Consider the following 19,784-nt stretch of genomic DNA (forward strand, 5'->3'; position numbering starts at 1 on the left):
GCCTTATTTTATCCTTACTGATTCTTACCAAACGATTTAAGCTGATCAAAATATGGCTGGAGCAGCTTCACATGCGCATCGTAATCTTTTCTTTCCTCCTCAGACAAACGATCAGGATATAACACCCCATTGACACCCGTTATGCGAGGTACATACTTGTAGAACTCTTTGAATAGCACACGAAACTTTACAAATTCATCCTCGCTCAAAACCTTTTTCGCATGGTCCAACTCGGCCTGTAAATCTATACTCGTTTGGGTTTGTACTTTTCCCTGATTCAACTTTTCAAAGTATGGTTCCAGCTTGGCAGATATACGATCGTACTCACGCTGTTCATCGGCGCTTAAACGCTCCTTATGGAGTGTTCCGTTTTCGCCCGTTATTTTAAGATTATAGGCTCCTAGTTCCTTTAGTAATCCCATAAAAACACTAAACTCTTCCTTCGACAAACGTTCCTGTGCTTGTTGGAGCTTGGATTCTACTTTTGTATATTCCTCTGCCGTTCCTCCCATTTCAATTAGCTTTTCCTGCGAGCCATACATTGTATCAGTCAAGTAAGAGTAAGCAGCAAAGGCACCCGTCGGGATCAGTAATGCCGCTACAAGAATCGTTGTCACGATATACTTTTTCATAGGTTTAGATCCTTCTCCTTTAATTCGCTCAATTTGTCTCATGACGTTTTCCTTTAACTCAGCGGGAGCTGATAAGTGGTCATCCTCCTGCTGCATCGCCTTACGTAGTTCTTGCTCAAGCTTCATGGATCTTCTCCACCTTTCCGATCAGAAAATGTCCCTCCCGCTCTTTCGAACGGAGCTTTTGCAAAGCCGCATGAATTCGTGACTTCACCGTACCTAACGGTATTTCTAAAATGTTTGAGATTTCCTCTTGGGAATACTCATGCAAATAGTGCAATACAATGACCTGTTTTAGCTTGAACGAAAGCTGCTGAACCGCATGGAGCAATGCATGATTTGCAACCTTGTCCACAATTTCCTCGGAAAAATCATACGCTGTGTAATACTCCAGCCTTTCGGCTCTGCTTGTGATTCGCAATCTCATCCATCTTTTTCTCCGATAAGCCCGAATCTGACGCATAACAATCCCCATCAGCCAAGGCTGAAAAGAGCGGTTTACATCAAATTGTCCAAGTGATCTATATACTTGAATATAAATTTCCTGCACTACATCATCGGCGTCTGCTTTTTCCTCCAACAGAAAATGCACCGATCTATAGACAGTATGAATCGTGTAATCATATAGCTCCCTATAAGCTTCGCGGCTGCCAGCCAGCGTCTCTGCAACAAGCACTGTCATCCGATCATCCTTTGCCAATCTGACCACCTCCTTGCGCTGTCCGATCCTAATCTCCTCCTTTCTTGTGTCTCACACTATATATTGGAGGGTACAGGAAATATCGTTCGATTTTTTTTGTCTCAATAACAGGAAAATAGTCTACGTATAATCATTCTTTTGTAGGGACTACTTTATTGGTAATATATTGATATAATATTAAATGATACTGATTATGCTATTTATTACGACAAAAAAAGTATAAACTCACCCTTACCTTACTGCTTTTTATATCCATTTTTTGGTTTAAACATAAACGGAATAGACCCTTTCTTTCCCGTTCATATCAGCATGCTTATTTCAATTCTGGTTCACAAACCATCTCGTATGTACTTAAAGCAGACACCTTTCCCCGTAAAGGAAGCCGGAGATATCTCGAATGTAGAACGGTAGAAAAAACTCCCATGGACTGAAATGGTTTCACATATCAGTCCATGGGAGTTTTTCAGTTCAAGTTTGCCTTATTTCAAGCCTTCGCACGTGCGTCCTTGGCAAGTACCAGAAAGCTTAACAACGCACCGATCTCTGCAATAGCGATAACGACCGCCATCGGTACAGGCGTTGTGCCGCTGCCCAAGCCCACTAACGGTGAAGCGATGGAGCCAAGCAACAGAGGCAGCAATCCAAGCAAGGCGGACGCACTACCAGCGGAGCGCTGCTGGCTCTGCATGGCCAGTGAAGTCGTCGTTGTGCTCACAATCCCCACGCAGGAAACGATGAAAAACAGGGGAACTAGAACAGCAAACAATTGACCTCCGGTAAGAGCCACGGTAAACAAGCTGATGCCGGCTACGACCGCAATCACCAAACCCGACAAGAGCAACTGGCGCTCGCTGAAGCGGCCCACGAGTCTGCCAGTCAGCTGGGAAAACAGCACAATTCCCAAGCCATTCACCGCGAAAATGATGCTATACGTTTGAGGGGAGACCCCGAAAATATCCTGAAGCACGAACGGCGAGCCAGCGATGTACGCAAACATTGCGCCTGTAATGAGCGCCTGTGAGAAGGCATAGCCCATAAAGCGTCGATCCGCAAACAAATGACCAAGTGTACTCAGCGTCTGTTTCAACCCCCCGGATGAGCGGCGATTAACAGGCAGCGTTTCCGGCAAGCCCAGCACGACAGCTATCAGAATAGCCACACCGACTATGCAAAGCACCATGAATACACCGCGCCAGGAAACAAAGTTCAAAATCACTCCGCCCAGCACAGGTGCGGCAATGGGAGCCACGCCATTCACCAGCATGAGCAATGAGAAAAAGCGCGTCAATTCTTTGCCTGAGTATAGATCACGCGCCACAGCTCTGGAAATTACGATTCCCGCTGATCCGGTGAGCCCTTGAACAAAACGAAGCGCAATAAGCAATCCGATATTCAGCGCAAATACGCATAGCAGCGAAGCAGCAGCGTACAGAATAAGCGATATGACCAGCGGCCCTCTGCGGCCTCTGACATCACTAAGCGGACCAGCAACGAGCTGACCCACTGCCAGTCCCAGCAGACAGGCGGTCAAACTAAGCTGTGCCAACGAAGTAGTCGTGTGTAGATTGTCGGCTAATGTAGGTAATGACGGCAAGTACATATCTATGGACAAGGGTCCAAAAGCACTCAATGCGCCCAGGACAAAGGCAATCCATAAAATCCGGGATTTGGTCATATCTGCGGCAACCATTACCGTATTGGAAAACCGGTTCATAATCAGAATCATCCTTTTCAAAAAAATAAAATATGACTTCAATATATTATGATATCATTCATTTCGCCCTGCTTCGAACAATTACACGCTAATCCGCGATTTTTTTTCAAAACTGCTATATATCAGGCAGGAATTTACCAATTTCAGGTCGAATTATACTGTATCCAAAACTTGCATTCAAAACAAAAAATTTATGAGATCTGGAGAATGATAAATGGTCTATGATGGAGTGCTGCTGGGTCTCATTGTAGGTCTGCTCCGAGGAGGCTGGCGACAAGGTCTGCTCCGTTTCAGTCAAATTCGCCTCATAGCCGGCTGGATGTTCCCCTTCCTGCTGCTGGTGCAGTTTATGATTTTTTATGCCCAGGAAAAGTGGGCTTGGCTAGCGTCCATTAACGGATATCTATTTATGGGCATCTACGTAGTTGGATTGATATTTCTCTGGTTGAACAGACAGCATAAGGGATTCTGGCTTATTTTCATCGGCGTACTGTTGAATTTTATCGTAATGGCGGTGAATGGCGGCAGAATGCCGGTCTCGTTGAGCGCTTCGGAGGTGCTGGGTCCCTATTATACAGACATGCTTAAATCTGGGAGCGTCATCTCGAAGCATTATATGATGGATGCGAGCACGCATTTATCATTGCTCGGTGATATCATCCCTCTCTCCAAGCCCTACCCCCGCACACAGGTGATTAGTATTGGAGATGTTGTCATGAACTTCGGGATGTTCCTGTTTATCCAAAGCGTTATGGTCGTGAACAAGAAGAAGGATAATCAGCAAGAAACCAATCCCCACCACGCCTAGTGCGTACTTATTCCAAGGAAGGGAGGGAATCCTATGAAGAACTTGAAATATTCCCGTGTGATTATCAATGCTATTATTGTCGCTTCTGTCGTAATCGCTTTGACTTCCGGTTACAAAATCGGGGGCTAGCACCGATAAGAAAATAAGGAAGCACAGGCTCAACAAAACAGGCTGGATTCCGGCCTGTTTTTTCATGTGAAATTTCCGATTACAAAATTGTAAATTATCCCATTCACCCCTGGTAGCTTTGACATCAAGATACGACAAGGCAGGAGAAGAAATGATGAGTATATTAAATAAGCTGCAAGAACGGGTTACCGCGACGGGAATATACGTGTTTTGCATATGTACGGCAGGCGTGATCGTCCTCTTGTATACGAACCACTGGTCCTTTTTGTACTATTCGACAACAGAGTGGGTCACGATTTATTCCCTATTGGGAGCAGTTCTGATTCTGGAGCATTTTACCTTCCAGCTACCACCAGCCAGTAACAAGCAGTCCATGGATTCCTCCGTGTACCTTGCTTGTATTTTTGTGCACAGCGCTGAAATTGCCATTCTGATTTTGTTACTCAATTCAATCATTGCCGCATTCCGGCATAAAGAGCTGTCCTGGTGGAAGCATACCGTCAATTTTTCCATTTACGCACTTGCCATTTTCCTGTCTTCAACAGTATTTGAGCTAAGCGGCGGAACGCAGGGGGCCTTGAACCAAGAGCATTTTGCTTCCTACCTGCTCGCGCTGATCTGCTACTTTGCGGTGAATACAATTACACTGGGGATCTATTTTTATATCGCACACAAAGGGTCCTTCAATGAGCTGAAGCAGGCTTTTTTGGCTGAATCCCTACTCGTATATTTATGTACGCTCATCCTGTCTCTGGTGTTAACCACGTTGATATATTACAACGGCATTTTGGGGCTTCTGTTGGTCCTGGGGCTAAGCATGCTCCTGTCTCACGCGTTCAAGCAAATGTTCACGATGTACCGGGAAATTGAGGAGAAGGCCAACATGGATCGCAGAACAGGGCTATACAATCACAGTTATTTTGAAAACACACTTGAAGCTGAACTGGATATATCCAGAACCCAGAACACTCCTCTCAGTTTGGCTCTGATTGATATTGATGATTTCAAAAAATACAATGATCACTTTGGCCACCTCAAAGGCGATCAGCTGCTGGGATTCCTCGGAGACTTTCTAAAAAAAGAAACCTCTGGTACTCAGATCACTGTATCCCGTTATGGCGGAGAAGAATTCACCCTGCTTATGCCTGACCATACCGCTGAACAAGCTTACGAAATCGTTAATACCATGCGAAAAAGGCTAAATGACTCCCGCTACGAGGGCGTTGAAATCTTTCCGCACGGCTGCTTGTCCTTCTCTGCTGGGATTGCACAAAGCCGCATCGACATCTACGACAAATCACAGCTGGTCGATCTGGCTGATAAAGCACTGTACTATGCCAAGAAACAGGGAAAAAACATCGTTCATACCCATGGTACTTTAAATGAAGTGGAACGTGAAGTCGATCTTGGACAAGATATTCGTGATATTGAACAGCAGCTTAAACTGTTTTTGTACAAGGATATTAATACCTTCAAGCATTCCAAACGGGTATTCAGATATGCAGCAGACATGACCGAAGTGCTTCAGCTCGGCCCGGAGGACAAGCGACGTTTTGTACTGGGTGCTCTCATTCATGATATTGGCAAGCTCGAAATCCCATGGAATATCCTGAATAAAAAAGAGAAGCTGTCCTGTGAAGAATGGAAGATGGTAAAAGCACATGTTGTGTGGGGCAAACGAATTATCGAGGCCAACGAACGATTCATAGATCTGGTTCCTTTTGTGGAACTGCATCATGAACGCTATGACGGGGGAGGTTATCCGTTCGGCTTTAAGGGTGAACAAATTCCCCGACTGTGTCGGATGCTGACGATTATCGACTCTTTTGATGCGATGACGACTGAACGCCCTTACCAACCTACCAAAACCTTCGAGGAGGCCATTGAAGAACTGCGCGCCTGCTCGGGTAGCCAATTCGACCCTGAACTTACGGCTATTTTTATCCATTATATTCAACACAAGCAACCTGCTTTTATTGATTCCGTGGAAGCAGGCCTCTAGTTTCCCACAGGCTCGTCCTCGTCACCCCTACCGTTGGAAATCGTCCAGATTTCTACATCGGTAGGGTTTTTATATAATTAGCAAAAGCAAAATGCTGTTTATTTCAAATTTCATATAAATGTCATAATTCGATCCATCCATTCACACGATATGCACTATGATAGATAGAGATTGGGTTTGTCCGTATAAAATATTACAAATAAGGATATCCTCGCTTCAAGTAATCGAGAGAAGGTGACTTCACAAGCATGTTGTACCTGTCCAGGCCAGCTCGCATGGCTTGTCTTCTATTGCTGTGCCTACCACTTCTTATCCTGTTTCCTCGCTCATCATGGGCTCATGCATTTGTCGTTGAATCCAGTCCGACCGAAAATCAGGTTTTGGACAAGTCGCCTTCACAGGTGAGCATCACCTTCAATGAGGATTTGCAGTCTGCCTTTATGTCGATCAAGGTGACTGATGAAACAGGCAAGCGAGTCGATACAGGAAAAGCACAGCTCAACCCGGAACATAAGGCCACCATGGAAATCAAACTGATTCAGGGGATGAAAGGCGGAATTTACACCGTCAATTGGAGAGCATTGTCCGCGGACGGACATCCGATTAATGGAGTCATTCCCTTTCAAGTCGGTAGCGGTTCCAATGCGTATACCAACCCAGCTGCCACACCTGAAGGCTCAGTAGCATCACGACCCGACTTAATTGCTGTCCGGTGGCTCCTTTACATAGGAATATCGCTGCTTTTTGGAGCGCTTTGCTTCCGTTTGTTCATCTTGCCGAGCTTAAGCCAAGGCAATAGCAAGCAAGTAAGGGCACCGCAGGAGCTTGATCAACGCTCCTTTGCCACATTGCCCCGCTGGCCCGCGCTGCTATGGAGCGGCTACGCCATAACATCTGCCGCCATTTTGATCAGCCTGCCGCTTCAGGCCTCTTGGGATGCGGGGGTTTCCATCGGGCAGGGCTTTACACTCCCGATCCTAGGAGAAGCGCTCCAGTTTACAGGGGCAGGACAAGTCTGGTTCGTCCAGATGGTTCTCGTACTGCTGCTGAGTGTAACGCTGATTTACGCGCTGGATCACAGCATTTCCATCCGCCAGCGCCGTCTGTGGGGCTACAGCTCTGTCATGCTAACGCTGAGCGTCATGCTGTCCAAGGCCTTTGTAGGCCACCCGGCAGCGGCTACCCATCCGGCTCCCGCCATCGCCGCGGACTTTGTCCACCTGGCGGCGTCAGCCTTTTGGATCGGCTCACTTGCCGTCATGACCGTGTGCCTGCCTGTTGCCGGCTCGGAGTTGCCCGTGTCGGAGCGGGCAACTCTGCGACAAGCGGCCCTGCGCCGCTTCGCGGGCTGGGGCATTGCCATGGTGGCAGCACTGCTCGCCACCGGTATATATGGAGCCGTGCTGTACGTACCGGCTCCCTCCTTGCTGCTGAACACGTCCTACGGACTCGTTCTGCTCGGAAAAGCAGCGCTGCTGCTGGTCATGCTGGTCTTCGCGGCCAGCCAATTCCGCAGCGCACGGCAAGCGGCGGCTACCCAGCGGGCCGCCGGGGGGCTGCGCGCCGAGCTGTCCGTCGGCCTGCTCGTGCTGCTGTTGGCTGCGCTGCTCACCCACCTGTCACCTGGCCAGGCACCCGCCGTACCGTTCGAGGAAACCCACACTACGGGTGAGTACAACGTCACGCTGGGGATCAGCCCCAACGCTGTGGGTAGCAATGAATTTAAGGTAAGCATTCAGGATAGCACAGGGGCTGCGGTTACAGGAATTCAGCAAGTTACATTGACACTTGTTCCGGCAGACCCTAACAAAAATCGGCAGGAATTTGTTCTCCCCGTAAAGCAGCAGCCCTTCCGCAGTCAGGAATTGATGACCGCCGAAGGAACATGGGTTGTAAAAGTACACGCCCTGACGGCATCTCTTGATGCGGTTGATGCTGACTTTACCCTGCACGTAGGTGGGAAACAATAATCATTTTATTACTTCAGGATGTTGCAAAATCCTCACATTAAAGGGAGCGAAATAAATATGAATACAACGATTCAATCGGTGAAATCCAGATTTTCCAGGTTTGCGACCTCCATGGGCTTGATTGCAGCAGGCGCCTTTCTTTTTGCAGGTATGGCCAGTGCACACGTGACCGTAAAGCCTTCTGTTTCGCAGCCTAATGCGTGGGAAACCTACACGCTGAAGGTACCCGTGGAGAAAAACATTCCTACCACCAAAGTCGCTTTGAAAATTCCGAAAGAGGTCGTTTTTAAACAATACGAGCCTGTTCCGGATTGGAAGGTAGCAACTGACAAGGACAGCTCCGGTAAAGTGACCACCGTTACCTGGTCGGCGGAAAAAGACGGTATTCAAGCAGGGCAATACCAGCGCTTCAGCTTTGTAGCACAAAATGCGAGCCAAAATACAGAAGCAGCCTGGGATGCCTTCCAGTATTACAGTGATGGAAGCATCGTCGAGTGGGCAGGCGACGAAGGAAGCAGCAATCCTCATTCCATTACCAAAATAACGACGGAGGCTACATCCGAAACTCCTGCTCATGCCGCAGACAGCGGACACGATTCGGCGGGTACGGCAGCAGGCCACGCGAGCACAGATACGACTGAAGATAGCAGCAGCCCCGCACCTGCTTCGAACAATGCTGTAGAAGCTGCACCTGCCGCTTCTGCTCCAGCCAGCTCGACTGCACAAACGACCGCACTCATCCTCTCGATTATTGCAGTCGTGCTTGGTGCCGCAGCTATCGGCATTGCGCTCAAGCGCCGCAAGTAATCAAAATTGTTCTGATTACTATAAATACACAGTGGCTTGCCCCTCTCCTGAACGGATTTGACCGGCTAGAAAATGTGTACCTCTGAGCACGCTCCACAAAAACAACCATGGACGGCTGTTAAGCCATCCATGGTTGTTTTTTGATCTTACAATATGGCGGAAATAAATTTTACGTGATTGTAACGAGATATGCTGATAAAGCCTGTTCTGCATTTTTTGTAGAGATTTTGTAAAGATTCATTTGTTACGATCAGGCATGTTCGCGAGGTGTAGAAATTAGTACTTTTGTATCAGATTACGACGGGGAGGGACAACAATAGGAACAGAATAAAACATCGTTATCGATTAGATGGATAACACGTATCGAAGCAGTCTGGAATCGTTTTAGAAAATTGAGGTTAAACAGGACAAAAGTAATGACATCGCTCTTGCCATACTCGCTAACAGAGTGATATGGACGAGCTATAAGCAGCGAATCCGAGTGAACGGAAAGGAGAGGAGACCATAGTAGTATGAAATGGAATAATCATAAAAACAAATTATCTTTGCTGATGTCGATCTCGATTGCCGTGCAGGCGTTTTCCTTTACCCCCGCATCTCGCGCTGAGAGTTCGGATGTCAATCTGCTTGCAAATGGCAGTTTTGAAGAGCCGGCTTATTCCAGTACCAATTGGTACATAGTTAAAGATTCTGATAAATCTATAGCATGGAAAACATCCGCGCCAGACCACAATATTGAAATATGGGCACGTTCTAACGGTGGAGTTACCGCATTTAACGGGCAGCAGCATGCAGAGTTGAATGCCTATTATGATTCTACCTTGTATCAGGATGTCGAGACAACGCCTGGTCAAATGCTGGTCTGGCATCTGTCCCACAGAGGGAATCGAGGAACAGATGTGATGAAGCTGCAGATGGGAGCTCCCGCTGCTTTCACACAACCGTCGGGGAAAACTACTTTATCTGTACCAGAAATCAGCGGCACCAATATTACCTATACGAAGACAACAAACAGTACAGGAACTTCGACACTCACCAGCCCGTATTCGAATTCGTTTACGATGACTGACGGAAACGCGGAGTGGGGCTACTATACAGGTTACTATATCGTGCCTGAAGGTCAAACGACGACCCGCTTCGCTTTCACAGCCGTATCTTCTGCTACAGGCGCTGCCAACACTGGAAATTTTATGGATGATGTTTTCTTCGGTACAGCCGGGACTCCGCCTGTTGCAACGAATGTAAGCATCACCGGCACTGCACAGGCAGGACAAACGGTAACGGGAAGCTACACCTACTCGGATGACGATGGGGATTTAGAAAGCGTAACCGGGTCGGTATATCAATGGTATAGCGGCAGCGAAAGCGACGGTAGCGGCAAGACGCCGATTGCCGGAGCGACAGGCTTGACCTATACGATCACCGATGCGGATATCGGCAAGTATCTGTTCTTTGAAGTAACGCCAAAGGCGCAGACGGGCATGCCGGCAGGAATCGCCGTTGTAAGCTCCGGGTTGACCGTCATAGACAAACGTACGCTGCAGAATGAGATAGATCTGTTCGATAGCTTAATAGAGACAGACTATACTTCGGAAAGCTGGGCAGGGTACAAGGAGAAGCTGGATGCTGCGAAAGTAGTATTTGAGAATCCGAATGTCTCTCAATTGGTAGTAGATGAAGCACGGAGAGCTCTGGAAACCGCCAGAAAAGAACTAGTAAATCCATTTTTTGATAGCTTGAAAATCACCGAACCGAGCGGGGACACCGTGAATATCCGTAAACCGGAGATTAAAGGGGTCGTCGAGGCCGGTTCAGAGGTTTCAGTAGTCATTAAAGCTGCAAAGGGCAACGAGGTTCCAAACGCAGGTGGCATTGCCACTGTGGACAGCAATGGAAACTGGAGCTTTATCCCGTCAACGGAATTGCCGGATGGAACATATACTGTCGATGTAACGGCAGTGAAGGGTGAAAAGGTGTCCAAGGCTTCCAAGACTATTGTTGTAGACTCGGTAGTGGACAAGTCGCCACGGCTCAGCAACCTTGAGTTAAAGGGCTCGGATGGAGCTCTGATCGGGTTGTCTCCGGCTTTTAACGAAAACACGTATAACTACACCGTTAATACTGCAACGTACAGCGTGTATCTCACACCAACATTGGATTCACTTGCCGGTTTGGATCCGAACGCCAAGATTGAGATTTCACTCAACAATGGCTCGTGGACGGACGGAGCTAACGGAACAACAAGTGATAGTTTGCCATTGAATGAAGGTACAAACACGATTGTTGTTAAAGTAACAGCTAACGGCAGGGAAACCTTGTATACGCTGACCGTCTTCAGAGCATTTGAAGGTGGACATAACAGCGGAGATGATGATGACGATGACGACAAAGGCAGCAGTGGAGGCGGAGGCGGCGGAAGCACGACTCCAACGGTAACTCCAGAAGCACCAAAGGATACCCTCGACGTGACCTTGAACGGCAATGACAATCCGTTCGCAACCGGTACTGTATCGACTACAGGCAATCGTACCGTAACATTGGTTAAGGGTAACCCAGACAAGCTGAGCGCTGCCGTATTGCAAGGTACGGCTCAAAAGCTGGCAATTCACTCGCCGAATGAAGGCGCTATGACGGTAGACGGCTTAACAGCAGACAGCCTTAAGCAATTGAGTGACAAAGGAGCAAGCCTGGAAGTCAGTAACCTGCTGGCGATCTATCCTGTACCTGCCGGGAAAATGAACTTGTCTTCCGTGGCTGATAAATTGGGCAATGCGGTGCTGAGCGATATTGGGGTTCGTATCGACATTAAACGTTCTGCGGAAGACGTTATCGCCTCCGCGAAGAGCAAGGCCGCCGCGGCTGGTTATGAGTTGCTGGTGGATCCGGTCGATCTGGATCTGACGTTTAGTCGTGCCGGACAGACAATGAGATCCGATCAGTTGAACGGATATGCAGTGAAGTATATCGCTCTGCCGGAAGGCATCGATCCGAACCGGATCACAACAGGTGTCATCGTGAACCCGGACGGCAGCGTATATCACATGCCAACCGTAGTGACCAAGATCAACAACCGTTATTTTGCACAAATCAACGATCTGCGCAGCAACGGCACTTACTCGGTGATCTGGAATCCGCAGGATTTTGATGATGTGAAAACGCACTGGGGCAAAGAGGATGTCAATAACATCGCGGCAAGACTGGACCTGAAAGGAAACGGAAATAACACGTTCTCGCCAGACCGCAGTGTAACACGCTCCGAGTTCGCAGAGATCGTGGTCACGGGTCTGGGCCTGATGCGTCCGGATGCGCCGCAGGCGAATTTTCCCGATGTATCGGCGTCCGCCTGGTATGAAAAAGCGGTCACCATTGCGAATGAATTTGATATCGTACGCGGTTATGAAGACGGCAATTTCTATGGCGACAAGCAAATCACGAGAGAGCAAGGCTTCTCGATGATTGCCCGCGCGTACCGCCTGATCCAATCCGAAACTGCGGCTGGTCAGGATACTTCTGCACTGTCCCAGTATGGAGATGGGGCAAGCGTATCGAACTGGGCCAAAGCGGATGTGGCGCAATTAATTGAAGCAGGCATCATCCAAGGCAACGATGCTAAGCTTAGCCCACAAGCCACGATGACGCGTGCGGAAGTGACGGCGCTGATCGCAAGAATGCTCAAGACGACCAATCTGATCAACAAGTAAGTAAGAATGACACTCCAACAACCATTGATGGCCTAACAGCCGTCAATGGTTGTTTTTTATATGGGTACACCAACCAAAAAACATAATACCCATGCTAAGATATACTCGGGTTCATCTCATCCTATTCATTTCACATTCACCTATCTATCATTTTTTTGGTAAAATGGTAGCAACCTCACGATTCTAGCATAATAGCTTTGCAATCTATTGAGCATAGGAGATCATAGGATGAAAATCGTAAATAAGGCTCTGTTATCTAGCGCTATTTTTCTGAGTACCGCAGCGGGCATCTATAGCCCCTTGGCACAGGCGGAGGCAGGCAAGGTCAGCATTATGCTGGACGGATACCCATTACCGTTCCCCGTACAGCCCGCAATGATGAACGGCACGACCATGGTTCCCTTTCGTGCTATTTCTGAGGCTCTTGGCATTACAGTAAAATGGGATCAGGCTAGCCAAAGCATCACCGCTACCAAAGCACAAGGCTCCGCAACCAAGCAGGTGGTTCTGAAAATGGGCAGCCGCAATGCCACAGTGGACGGGCAAACGGTGCAACTAACAGCCGCACCCCAAACCGTACACGGGAGCACGATGATCCCGTTAGGCTTCTTCGGGCAGCAATTCGGGGCCGCGGTGAACTGGAATCAGGCAACACGGACGGTCTCTATTACATCGCCACGTGAGGCCATATATACGGTAGGCTTCTATGCGCTATCATCCTTTGACCAGCGAGCCAAGATACCGAATTTTAATGCAGTAGCCTTTGGCTGGAGCCGAATTGATACAAACGGACAGTTCACGACGACTGGTAAAGAATACAAATGGCCTCAAGCTTCTGGAGCCGTAACGCCGGAATCTATTGTACAGGAGGCAGACAGCCAGGGGACCTCCCCTTACCTGATGGTCTATTCCGGTGACGGCAATCACGAGTTGACCAAGGTTTTGGAAAATGCGCAGCTTCAAGAGCAGACCATTTCCCAAATTGTCAGCACCGCCACCGATAAACAGTTCAAGGGCATCACGCTTGATCTGGAGGGTCTGGGCTGGAGCGGCGATAAAGCCAAAGCGCGTTCAGACTACAACGCTTTTATTCAAAAGCTGTCTGCCAAAGCGCATCAAGCCGGACTCAAGCTTACCGTCGTTCTGCATCCGCTGAACAGCTCTTACGCCGGCTATGATTACAAGACGCTGGGCAATCTGGCGGACGATCTGATCATTATGGCTTATGATTATGGCCAAAAGGCGACGCCTGAGCCTTTGGACAAAGTAGACGAAGCCATAAAGCTGGCCTTGAAGGAAACCTCGCGGGACAAGCTGATTTTGGGGATTTCGATGGGTAGCGAAAAAGACAGTACCGTTAACGCCAAGGTCGGCCTAGCCAAACGTTATGACCTTAAAGGCATCGCCATCTGGCGGCTGGGCATCATTGGAGAAACGGCTTGGGCGAAAATGAACGAGGCCATCGAGTTTAAATAACCCTGCTTTTATTCCGCCCGCTAATGAACTCATGCATCTTGGATGAAATCATCAGCGGGCTTTCCTTATCCTCACCTTAACAAAAATGCTTTCCCGAATTGGATGTTGTCGCCACAGGCTCGCCACTCTGTTCCCCATAAAAGATACCCCACTCTCTCATAAAGTCCAGCAACGGCCTTAATGTATCCCCCAACGGAGTAAGCGAGTATTCCACGCGCGGCGGATTCTCATTATAAATTTGGCGATGTACAATGCCATCTCGCTCCAACTCACGCAACTGCAAGGTCAACATCCGCTGCGTAATATTGGGCAAGGTCCGTCGAATTTCGTTGTAACGCCGTGGTCCTGTGGTCAAATGATACAAGATGACTCCCTTCCATTTGCCGCCTATGACCCCGACGGTTTTCGCTACCGGACATCCAAAATTCACGCTAACTCCATTTTCCATTTTTTGTGTCATCTATTCCCCTTCTTTCTGCAGGATGCAGATCCATAGCCTCAAATTTGTAACAAGGAACAAATATGTGCGTACTTGTTCCCTCAAAAAACTTTCTATATGATGACTATATATTCGATATCAGCTCTCATTATATTAGCAGAAAATATATGGAGCACCAACTAAACCCAACTTGAAGGGAGTACATATTATGTCCAACACATCCGCTAAAAAGCAGGAAATTCTGGATGCTTTTCTGTTCCGACATGCCACGAAGGAATTCAATCCTGATCGCATCATACCAGAGGAGGATTTTCAATTCATTCTCGAAACCGGGCGACTTTCCCCAAGCTCCGTCGGTTTTGAACCGTGGCAGTTTGTGGTCGTACAAAATCAGGCTTTGAGAGAAAAGCTGGCTGCGGTTTCCAGTGGGGGCCAAAAACAGATTCCTGCGGCCAGCCATGTCGTCCTCATTTTGGCGCGCAAGGATGTACGGTATGATTCTCCTTACGTGGAGTACATGTATAAAGAGGTTAAAGGCATGTCCGAGGAAGAATTTGCTTCGCTACCGGGTCGCTATAAAATTTTCCAGGGTGAAAATCAACGTCTGCTGGAAAACGAGCGTACGTTATTCGACTGGGCTTCCAAGCAGACCTATATCGCCTTGGGTAATATGATGACGGCGGCGGCTCAGATCGGCATTGATTCGTGCCCGATTGAGGGCTTTAACTACGATCAGGTGCACGCCATCTTGGAGAAAGAAGGACTGCTGGAGGACGGACTGCTGGATATTTCGGTCATTGCCGCCTTCGGTTATCGCGCTCATGAACCCAAGCGGGAAAAATCCAGACAACCGCTGGAAAAGATCACACGTTGGGTCCTATAAATATACGTCCAATACTGTTAGTCAAGCTTTAAGTTTAGTACATCCTAACAGGCGGGCTTGCGATCATTCATCTTAACGGTGGCCCATCGCGGCCCGCCTTTTTATTTTAAATTTTTTTCTTCTACAACTTTTTGCTTATAGCCGCAGCCCAGTTATCCTATATAATAAGATGTATCTGCCTAAAAAGGAGTAAAGCACACGTGGAAAAATCAGAGAAATTGACAAGGATTGTTATTGTCGATGATGAAGAGTTAGCTTTGGATTATATGAAGCGTCTGCTTGGCAAGTTACAAGGCATACATATTGCAGGAGCTTTTACGAATCCGTTCGTGGCTAAGGACTATATTCTACTTGATAATATAGACATAGCCTTTTTGGATGTAAGACTTCCAGAGATCAGTGGAATTGAATTAGCAAATCAAATTTTGGAGCACAAGCCCTATATTCAGATTGTATTTGTTACGGCTTACGATAAGTACGCTATCCAGGCCTTCGAGCTTAATGCGCTGGATTACCTGCTCAAACCGGTCACGACAGAACGTCTCATCAAAACCATGAATCGCATTCTAAAGCGTGACAATCAAGCTGCCTCCATACCTGAGAATCAACCTTCCCTTCTTCATTTACAGGTTTTTCAACATGTCGTCTTCACATTACCGGATCAGCAGCCCACTGTTCTTCAGTGGAGGACCAAAAAGACTCAGGAGTTGTTTTTGTACCTGCTCCAAAATCATGACCAATGGGTTCGCAAATCAGCCTTGATTGAATTACTATGGCCGGAATATGAAGAAGATAAGGCCTACTCTCTTTTATATACTGCCGCTTATTACATTAGAAAAAGTATAGCGCCGTATCATTCCTTTTTAGATATTTGCAACACTAATGGCGGTTATATTTTGCATACGCAAAACGTGCTGTTAGATACAGAAAGGTGGGAGTCCCTCCTGGCATCCGCTCCGCAGATGAACAAGGAGTCTATTCACTATTATGTTAAAATGATGGAATTATACAAAGGGGACTATTTACAGGAATATGATTTTTGGTGGGTTGAAAGTGAACGCCAAAGGCTGCATAAAATGTGGTTATCCACAGCATTGAAAATGGCAGAGTGGTATAGAGGGAACGCCCAGCCAGAAGAGGCGGTCTCTATTTATGAGGGCATCTGTAGTCGTCACCCCCAAGCAGAGGAAGCCTACTGGGGATTAATGAAAACCTATGCTGATATGAACAAAAATAACTTAGTTAACAAGTGGTATAATTTGTTATCATCCGTCCTATGGGAAGAACTTCATGAGAAGCCCAACGAACAAATTACGAATTGGTTTATAGAGTGGCAAATGGCACATGCCAAGTCTCATGGCTAGAGCCATTCTCCGGAACTCGTAGAACCCCATCAGAACCGGCACTTGCTTCGCCTCGTTCTGTATGAGGTCCTACGGGACAGAGATATTAAGATTCTTGCCTTTGTCCCCGGGGAACATGGAAGCTCACCGTTGTACCCTGATTGGAATGACTACTAATATACAGCCCCTTACCGAATACTTGCTTCAGACGTCGGTCCGTATTCCGTAATCCAATCCCGCTATACTGTTCTTGCTGAGGATCCAGCAGACGATCCAGCTCCTCCTGACTCATGCCCACACCGTCATCCATAATGGCTATTTCTGTGCCATCCTCCTGCTGCTGAATTCGAATGCACAATGTTCCTCCATCTATCCGATTCATGATACCATGCCTGATCGCATTTTCCGCAAGTGGCTGAATGGACAATGGCGGCAGAAGCAAGGACACCTGTTCGTCTACTTCCCATACAATATCTAGTCTATTCCCAAAACGCTCCTTCTCTATATAAAGGTAAGATTTCAGGAGTGTAAGCTCATATTCCAGTGATACGACTCTATCAAGATTTTGAGGATTAAAGCTTGATCTTAAATATTTACCGAACTCCTCAATAAGATTCACCATTCTGGCGTGATCCACATGACTTAAGGATGCAATGGTATTCAAGGTGTTAAACAAAAAATGAGGTTTGATTTGCGCCTGTAACCATGCAGCCTCCATCCAAAGCCGCTCCCTTGCGGACTTTTTAACATCAGTCAAGGCACGGACCCTGGATTTCAATTCCATGGAATCCACAGGCTTCATAATATAATCGTTGGCCCCAGCAAGAAATCCCGTATATAAGTCCTCCTGCTGACTACGTGCCGTCAACAGCAACACAGGCAGCTCGGAAATGCTAAAGTATTCCCTTACACGCCGAGTTAACTCATAACCCGACATTTGGGGCATCATGACATCGGCTATAATTAAATCCCATTCCCGGTGATCCAGCCTATGCAGGGCATCCTGGGCACTGGTTACAGTGACAAGGTCGTAAGGCTCGGATTCCGAGGCGAGAATGCCCTCTAGCACTCTTAAATTAACCGGATCATCATCTACTGCGAGTATAGCAGACCGTGCAGAGCCTGCCGCAACCTGCATCACAGCTTCATTTTGCAAAGCTATAAAATCAGTACCTGCTTCTTTATCCATACACACCTGCTCGTTATCTCGTGATTCGTCTGGGATAGGTGAGGGATCGAGCGGTAGTGTGAAAGAAAAGGTTGAACCTTGACCAAGTTCAGAGCTTACACTCAGAGATCCTCCATGAAGCTCCACCAATTGCTTGCTGATGCTCAACCCTAGTCCAAGCCCATCCCCAATAACCGTCAAATGAGAATTTCCTTGTTCATATGGACGAAATATTCGCTTTTGCGTCTCCTCATCCATCCCAACGCCCGTGTCACGAACCTGAATACTGGCCATTTCGCCTTGGATGTGTGCGTGAACGGAAATGGTCCCCTCAGCAGTATGTTTAACCGCATTGTGAAGGAGATTGAACAGGATTTGGATTACTCGGTTTTCATCCGCTAATACATTTGGAAAATCAGCAGGGATGTTTACCACCATGTTTAGAGGTTTACCATCTGTCATGAATTGGAGCATATCCAACACACCCGAGGCTACAGCCTGGGGCTTCAAGCTTCTTTTTTCCAGAAGAATATCCTTTTCACGCAGACGTGTAACATCCAGCAAATCATTCAATAATAAGGACATACGGCGACCGACCGTAACGAGCAATTGCATGTTTCTCCTGTTGGGTTCATCCAGGGCACCATTCTGATTCTCCAACACGGTCTGCGCGATATTGATCATCCCATGTAGAGGATTTCGCAGCTCATGAGAGGTATTGGCCAAAAATTCATTTTTCACCTGATCAGCGCGTTGCAATCTGTCCGACAGCCTTCTCAGCTCGGCATTCGTATTAAAAAACCGTTTGAACCAATAAGATGCAAACGCCACAAAGGCCAGCACTATATCCCAAGGGTAATAGGGGAGATCATTCGTTTTGAACACGCCCCACAGTATGCTGGAAGCAATGCTAAGGGATGCGAGCAACAGAAAAATAGCCTCTTTTTGCCCTCTGAATGTTCTAAGAAAAGTAAACGTTGGAACCGTAGCACATAGGGTAATGCCTGAAAATGCGATAAGAGCCAACAAAAATGCATAGAGGTTGGATGTAGATGCAAATAAAACGGTAACCGCAAAACAACAGTGGCCTATAAAAACAATCTGAATGATACGGGATCGAACCAACAGAGACTGCACCAGCTTCAGTACACACATACCTATTCCTATATAGGAAAGTATGGTTATTTTTAACGAAAGACTCAAACTGATGGGGAACCAGTCTATTAAAAGCTTGTCATCGTCTGTCAGGATGGATAATACCGTGCAGACTACAATTCCGGCAAAATACAGTAGCGCCTTCTTTTGTGGATTCATAAAAAATATAACGACTACATACAACCCGTGAAGCAGCAAAATAATACAAACCATAATTTGCATCGAGATCGCGAAGTTGGTTCGGCTATTCACAGCCTCCGCGCTTCCGAAAATGATAGGCTTCACAATTCCTCCACTGGAAGGAAAATCATAATTGGATACTTGAATGACAATTTCCATGGCCTGTCTGTTCGTATCAAACATAGCAGAGAACGGAACGGTCGATCCTGTATGCTGTTCGACCTTGTTAGAGACCCGGCCACTATGACTAACTAAACGGCCGTTGACAAATATGTTGGATGCCGTACTAATCCTCCCGATCCGAAGTCCGTATAAAGTGTCTTCCTGTTTGTCACTCAAAATAAGCAGCCGATAGGTTCCAACCCCATATGCCTTATGATCCACAGGAGATACCGACTCACTCCATAATCCTGGTACCTGAATGGTCTGGCGCTGCTTCTGCATAAATAAGGATTTCAGTTCGGCAGGAGAAGATAAAGTCCCAGGATAAAACTCCCACTCACCATTTAATGGTAGGGTCTTAATCTCCTGCAAATTCAAGCCCCTCAGATCCAGAATTCCCGCCTTGGCCCGGGGATAATCCTGATTGTGGTAATAATCAAACCACAGCAAACGCAGGCCGATAATTACGATCAGGAATGATAGCGTAATTAAAAAAAATCTCCGCTTACTCATCC

13 protein-coding genes are annotated in these 19,784 nt (G+C 47.3%); 8 read left to right on the forward strand and 5 right to left on the reverse strand.

Translation table 11 applies throughout. The features are described 5' to 3' along the window. Nucleotides 1–14: 14 nt before the first annotated feature. From LCF57_RS06470 to LCF57_RS06480, 3 genes are all read right to left on the reverse strand, one after another. Nucleotides 15–758: a DUF3600 domain-containing protein gene (locus tag LCF57_RS06470; protein ID WP_225999964.1), complete on the reverse strand. Its 744-nt coding sequence runs from the start codon at nucleotides 756–758 to the stop codon at nucleotides 15–17. Then, a complete protein-coding gene (locus LCF57_RS06475) occupies nucleotides 748–1,314 on the reverse strand; it encodes a sigma-70 family RNA polymerase sigma factor (protein ID WP_226000017.1) in 567 nt (188 codons plus the stop codon). Before LCF57_RS06475 ends, LCF57_RS06470 begins: the two co-directional genes overlap by 11 nt. Before the next feature lie 502 nt (nucleotides 1,315–1,816). Then, nucleotides 1,817–3,046 (reverse strand): multidrug effflux MFS transporter, encoded by a 1,230-nt coding sequence (locus LCF57_RS06480; protein ID WP_225999965.1) that lies wholly within the window; start codon nucleotides 3,044–3,046, stop codon nucleotides 1,817–1,819. Between the two features lie 214 nt (nucleotides 3,047–3,260). On the opposite strand from LCF57_RS06480, the gene LCF57_RS06485 reads away from it, so the two are divergent. From LCF57_RS06485 to LCF57_RS06510, 6 genes are all read left to right on the forward strand, one after another. Continuing rightward, complete coding sequence (locus LCF57_RS06485; RefSeq protein ID WP_225999966.1) at nucleotides 3,261–3,854, forward strand: DUF5317 domain-containing protein; 594 nt, start codon at nucleotides 3,261–3,263, stop codon at nucleotides 3,852–3,854. Between the two features lie 280 nt (nucleotides 3,855–4,134). Next, on the forward strand, nucleotides 4,135–5,985 hold the full coding sequence (locus LCF57_RS06490; protein WP_226000018.1) for a diguanylate cyclase: 1,851 nt from the start codon (nucleotides 4,135–4,137) through the stop codon (nucleotides 5,983–5,985). 248 nt (nucleotides 5,986–6,233) lie between these two features. After that, complete coding sequence (locus tag LCF57_RS06495) at nucleotides 6,234–7,955, forward strand: copper resistance CopC/CopD family protein (protein ID WP_225999967.1); 1,722 nt, start codon at nucleotides 6,234–6,236, stop codon at nucleotides 7,953–7,955. 57 nt (nucleotides 7,956–8,012) lie between these two features. Continuing rightward, nucleotides 8,013–8,762, forward strand: coding sequence for a YcnI family protein (locus LCF57_RS06500; RefSeq protein WP_225999968.1), 750 nt, complete (start codon nucleotides 8,013–8,015; stop codon nucleotides 8,760–8,762). Nucleotides 8,763–9,274: 512 nt separating this feature from the next. Next, nucleotides 9,275–12,463 (forward strand): S-layer homology domain-containing protein, encoded by a 3,189-nt coding sequence (locus tag LCF57_RS06505; protein ID WP_225999969.1) that lies wholly within the window; start codon nucleotides 9,275–9,277, stop codon nucleotides 12,461–12,463. 228 nt (nucleotides 12,464–12,691) lie between these two features. Further along, on the forward strand, nucleotides 12,692–13,939 hold the full coding sequence (locus LCF57_RS06510) for a stalk domain-containing protein (protein WP_225999970.1): 1,248 nt from the start codon (nucleotides 12,692–12,694) through the stop codon (nucleotides 13,937–13,939). A 76-nt stretch (nucleotides 13,940–14,015) separates the two neighbouring features. Here LCF57_RS06510 and LCF57_RS06515 read toward each other — a convergent pair whose 3' ends face one another. Further along, on the reverse strand, nucleotides 14,016–14,399 hold the full coding sequence (locus LCF57_RS06515; RefSeq protein WP_225999971.1) for a winged helix-turn-helix transcriptional regulator: 384 nt from the start codon (nucleotides 14,397–14,399) through the stop codon (nucleotides 14,016–14,018). Between the two features lie 187 nt (nucleotides 14,400–14,586). On the opposite strand from LCF57_RS06515, the gene LCF57_RS06520 reads away from it, so the two are divergent. Next, a complete protein-coding gene (locus LCF57_RS06520) occupies nucleotides 14,587–15,261 on the forward strand; it encodes an NAD(P)H-dependent oxidoreductase (RefSeq protein WP_225999972.1) in 675 nt (224 codons plus the stop codon). 200 nt (nucleotides 15,262–15,461) lie between these two features. After that, on the forward strand, nucleotides 15,462–16,625 hold the full coding sequence (locus LCF57_RS06525) for a response regulator (RefSeq protein ID WP_225999973.1): 1,164 nt from the start codon (nucleotides 15,462–15,464) through the stop codon (nucleotides 16,623–16,625). An 85-nt stretch (nucleotides 16,626–16,710) separates the two neighbouring features. Here the strand turns inward: LCF57_RS06525 and LCF57_RS06530 are convergent, their stop codons facing one another. Beyond that, nucleotides 16,711–19,782, reverse strand: coding sequence for an ATP-binding protein (locus LCF57_RS06530; RefSeq protein WP_225999974.1), 3,072 nt, complete (start codon nucleotides 19,780–19,782; stop codon nucleotides 16,711–16,713). Nucleotides 19,783–19,784: the final 2 nt, after the last annotated feature.

It is taken from the genome of Paenibacillus sp. BJ-4 (assembly GCF_020404765.1).
Classification (GTDB): domain Bacteria; phylum Bacillota; class Bacilli; order Paenibacillales; family Paenibacillaceae; genus Paenibacillus.

Bases quoted from the DNA above. Each gene is read 5' to 3' on its own strand.
- LCF57_RS06475 (WP_226000017.1), bottom strand. From the start codon at position 1,314: ATGACAGTGCTTGTTGCAGAGACGCTGGCTGGCAGCCGCGAAGCTTAT.
- LCF57_RS06485 (WP_225999966.1), top strand. From the start codon at position 3,261: ATGGTCTATGATGGAGTGCTGCTGGGTCTCATTGTAGGTCTGCTCCGA.
- LCF57_RS06490 (WP_226000018.1), top strand. From the start codon at position 4,135: ATGATGAGTATATTAAATAAGCTGCAAGAACGGGTTACCGCGACGGGA.
- LCF57_RS06500 (WP_225999968.1), top strand. From the start codon at position 8,013: ATGAATACAACGATTCAATCGGTGAAATCCAGATTTTCCAGGTTTGCG.
- LCF57_RS06470 (WP_225999964.1), bottom strand. From the start codon at position 758: ATGAAGCTTGAGCAAGAACTACGTAAGGCGATGCAGCAGGAGGATGAC.
- LCF57_RS06505 (WP_225999969.1), top strand. From the start codon at position 9,275: ATGAAATGGAATAATCATAAAAACAAATTATCTTTGCTGATGTCGATC.
- LCF57_RS06515 (WP_225999971.1), bottom strand. From the start codon at position 14,399: ATGACACAAAAAATGGAAAATGGAGTTAGCGTGAATTTTGGATGTCCG.
- LCF57_RS06520 (WP_225999972.1), top strand. From the start codon at position 14,587: ATGTCCAACACATCCGCTAAAAAGCAGGAAATTCTGGATGCTTTTCTG.
- LCF57_RS06480 (WP_225999965.1), bottom strand. From the start codon at position 3,046: ATGAACCGGTTTTCCAATACGGTAATGGTTGCCGCAGATATGACCAAA.
- LCF57_RS06510 (WP_225999970.1), top strand. From the start codon at position 12,692: ATGAAAATCGTAAATAAGGCTCTGTTATCTAGCGCTATTTTTCTGAGT.
- LCF57_RS06530 (WP_225999974.1), bottom strand. From the start codon at position 19,782: ATGAGTAAGCGGAGATTTTTTTTAATTACGCTATCATTCCTGATCGTA.
- LCF57_RS06495 (WP_225999967.1), top strand. From the start codon at position 6,234: ATGTTGTACCTGTCCAGGCCAGCTCGCATGGCTTGTCTTCTATTGCTG.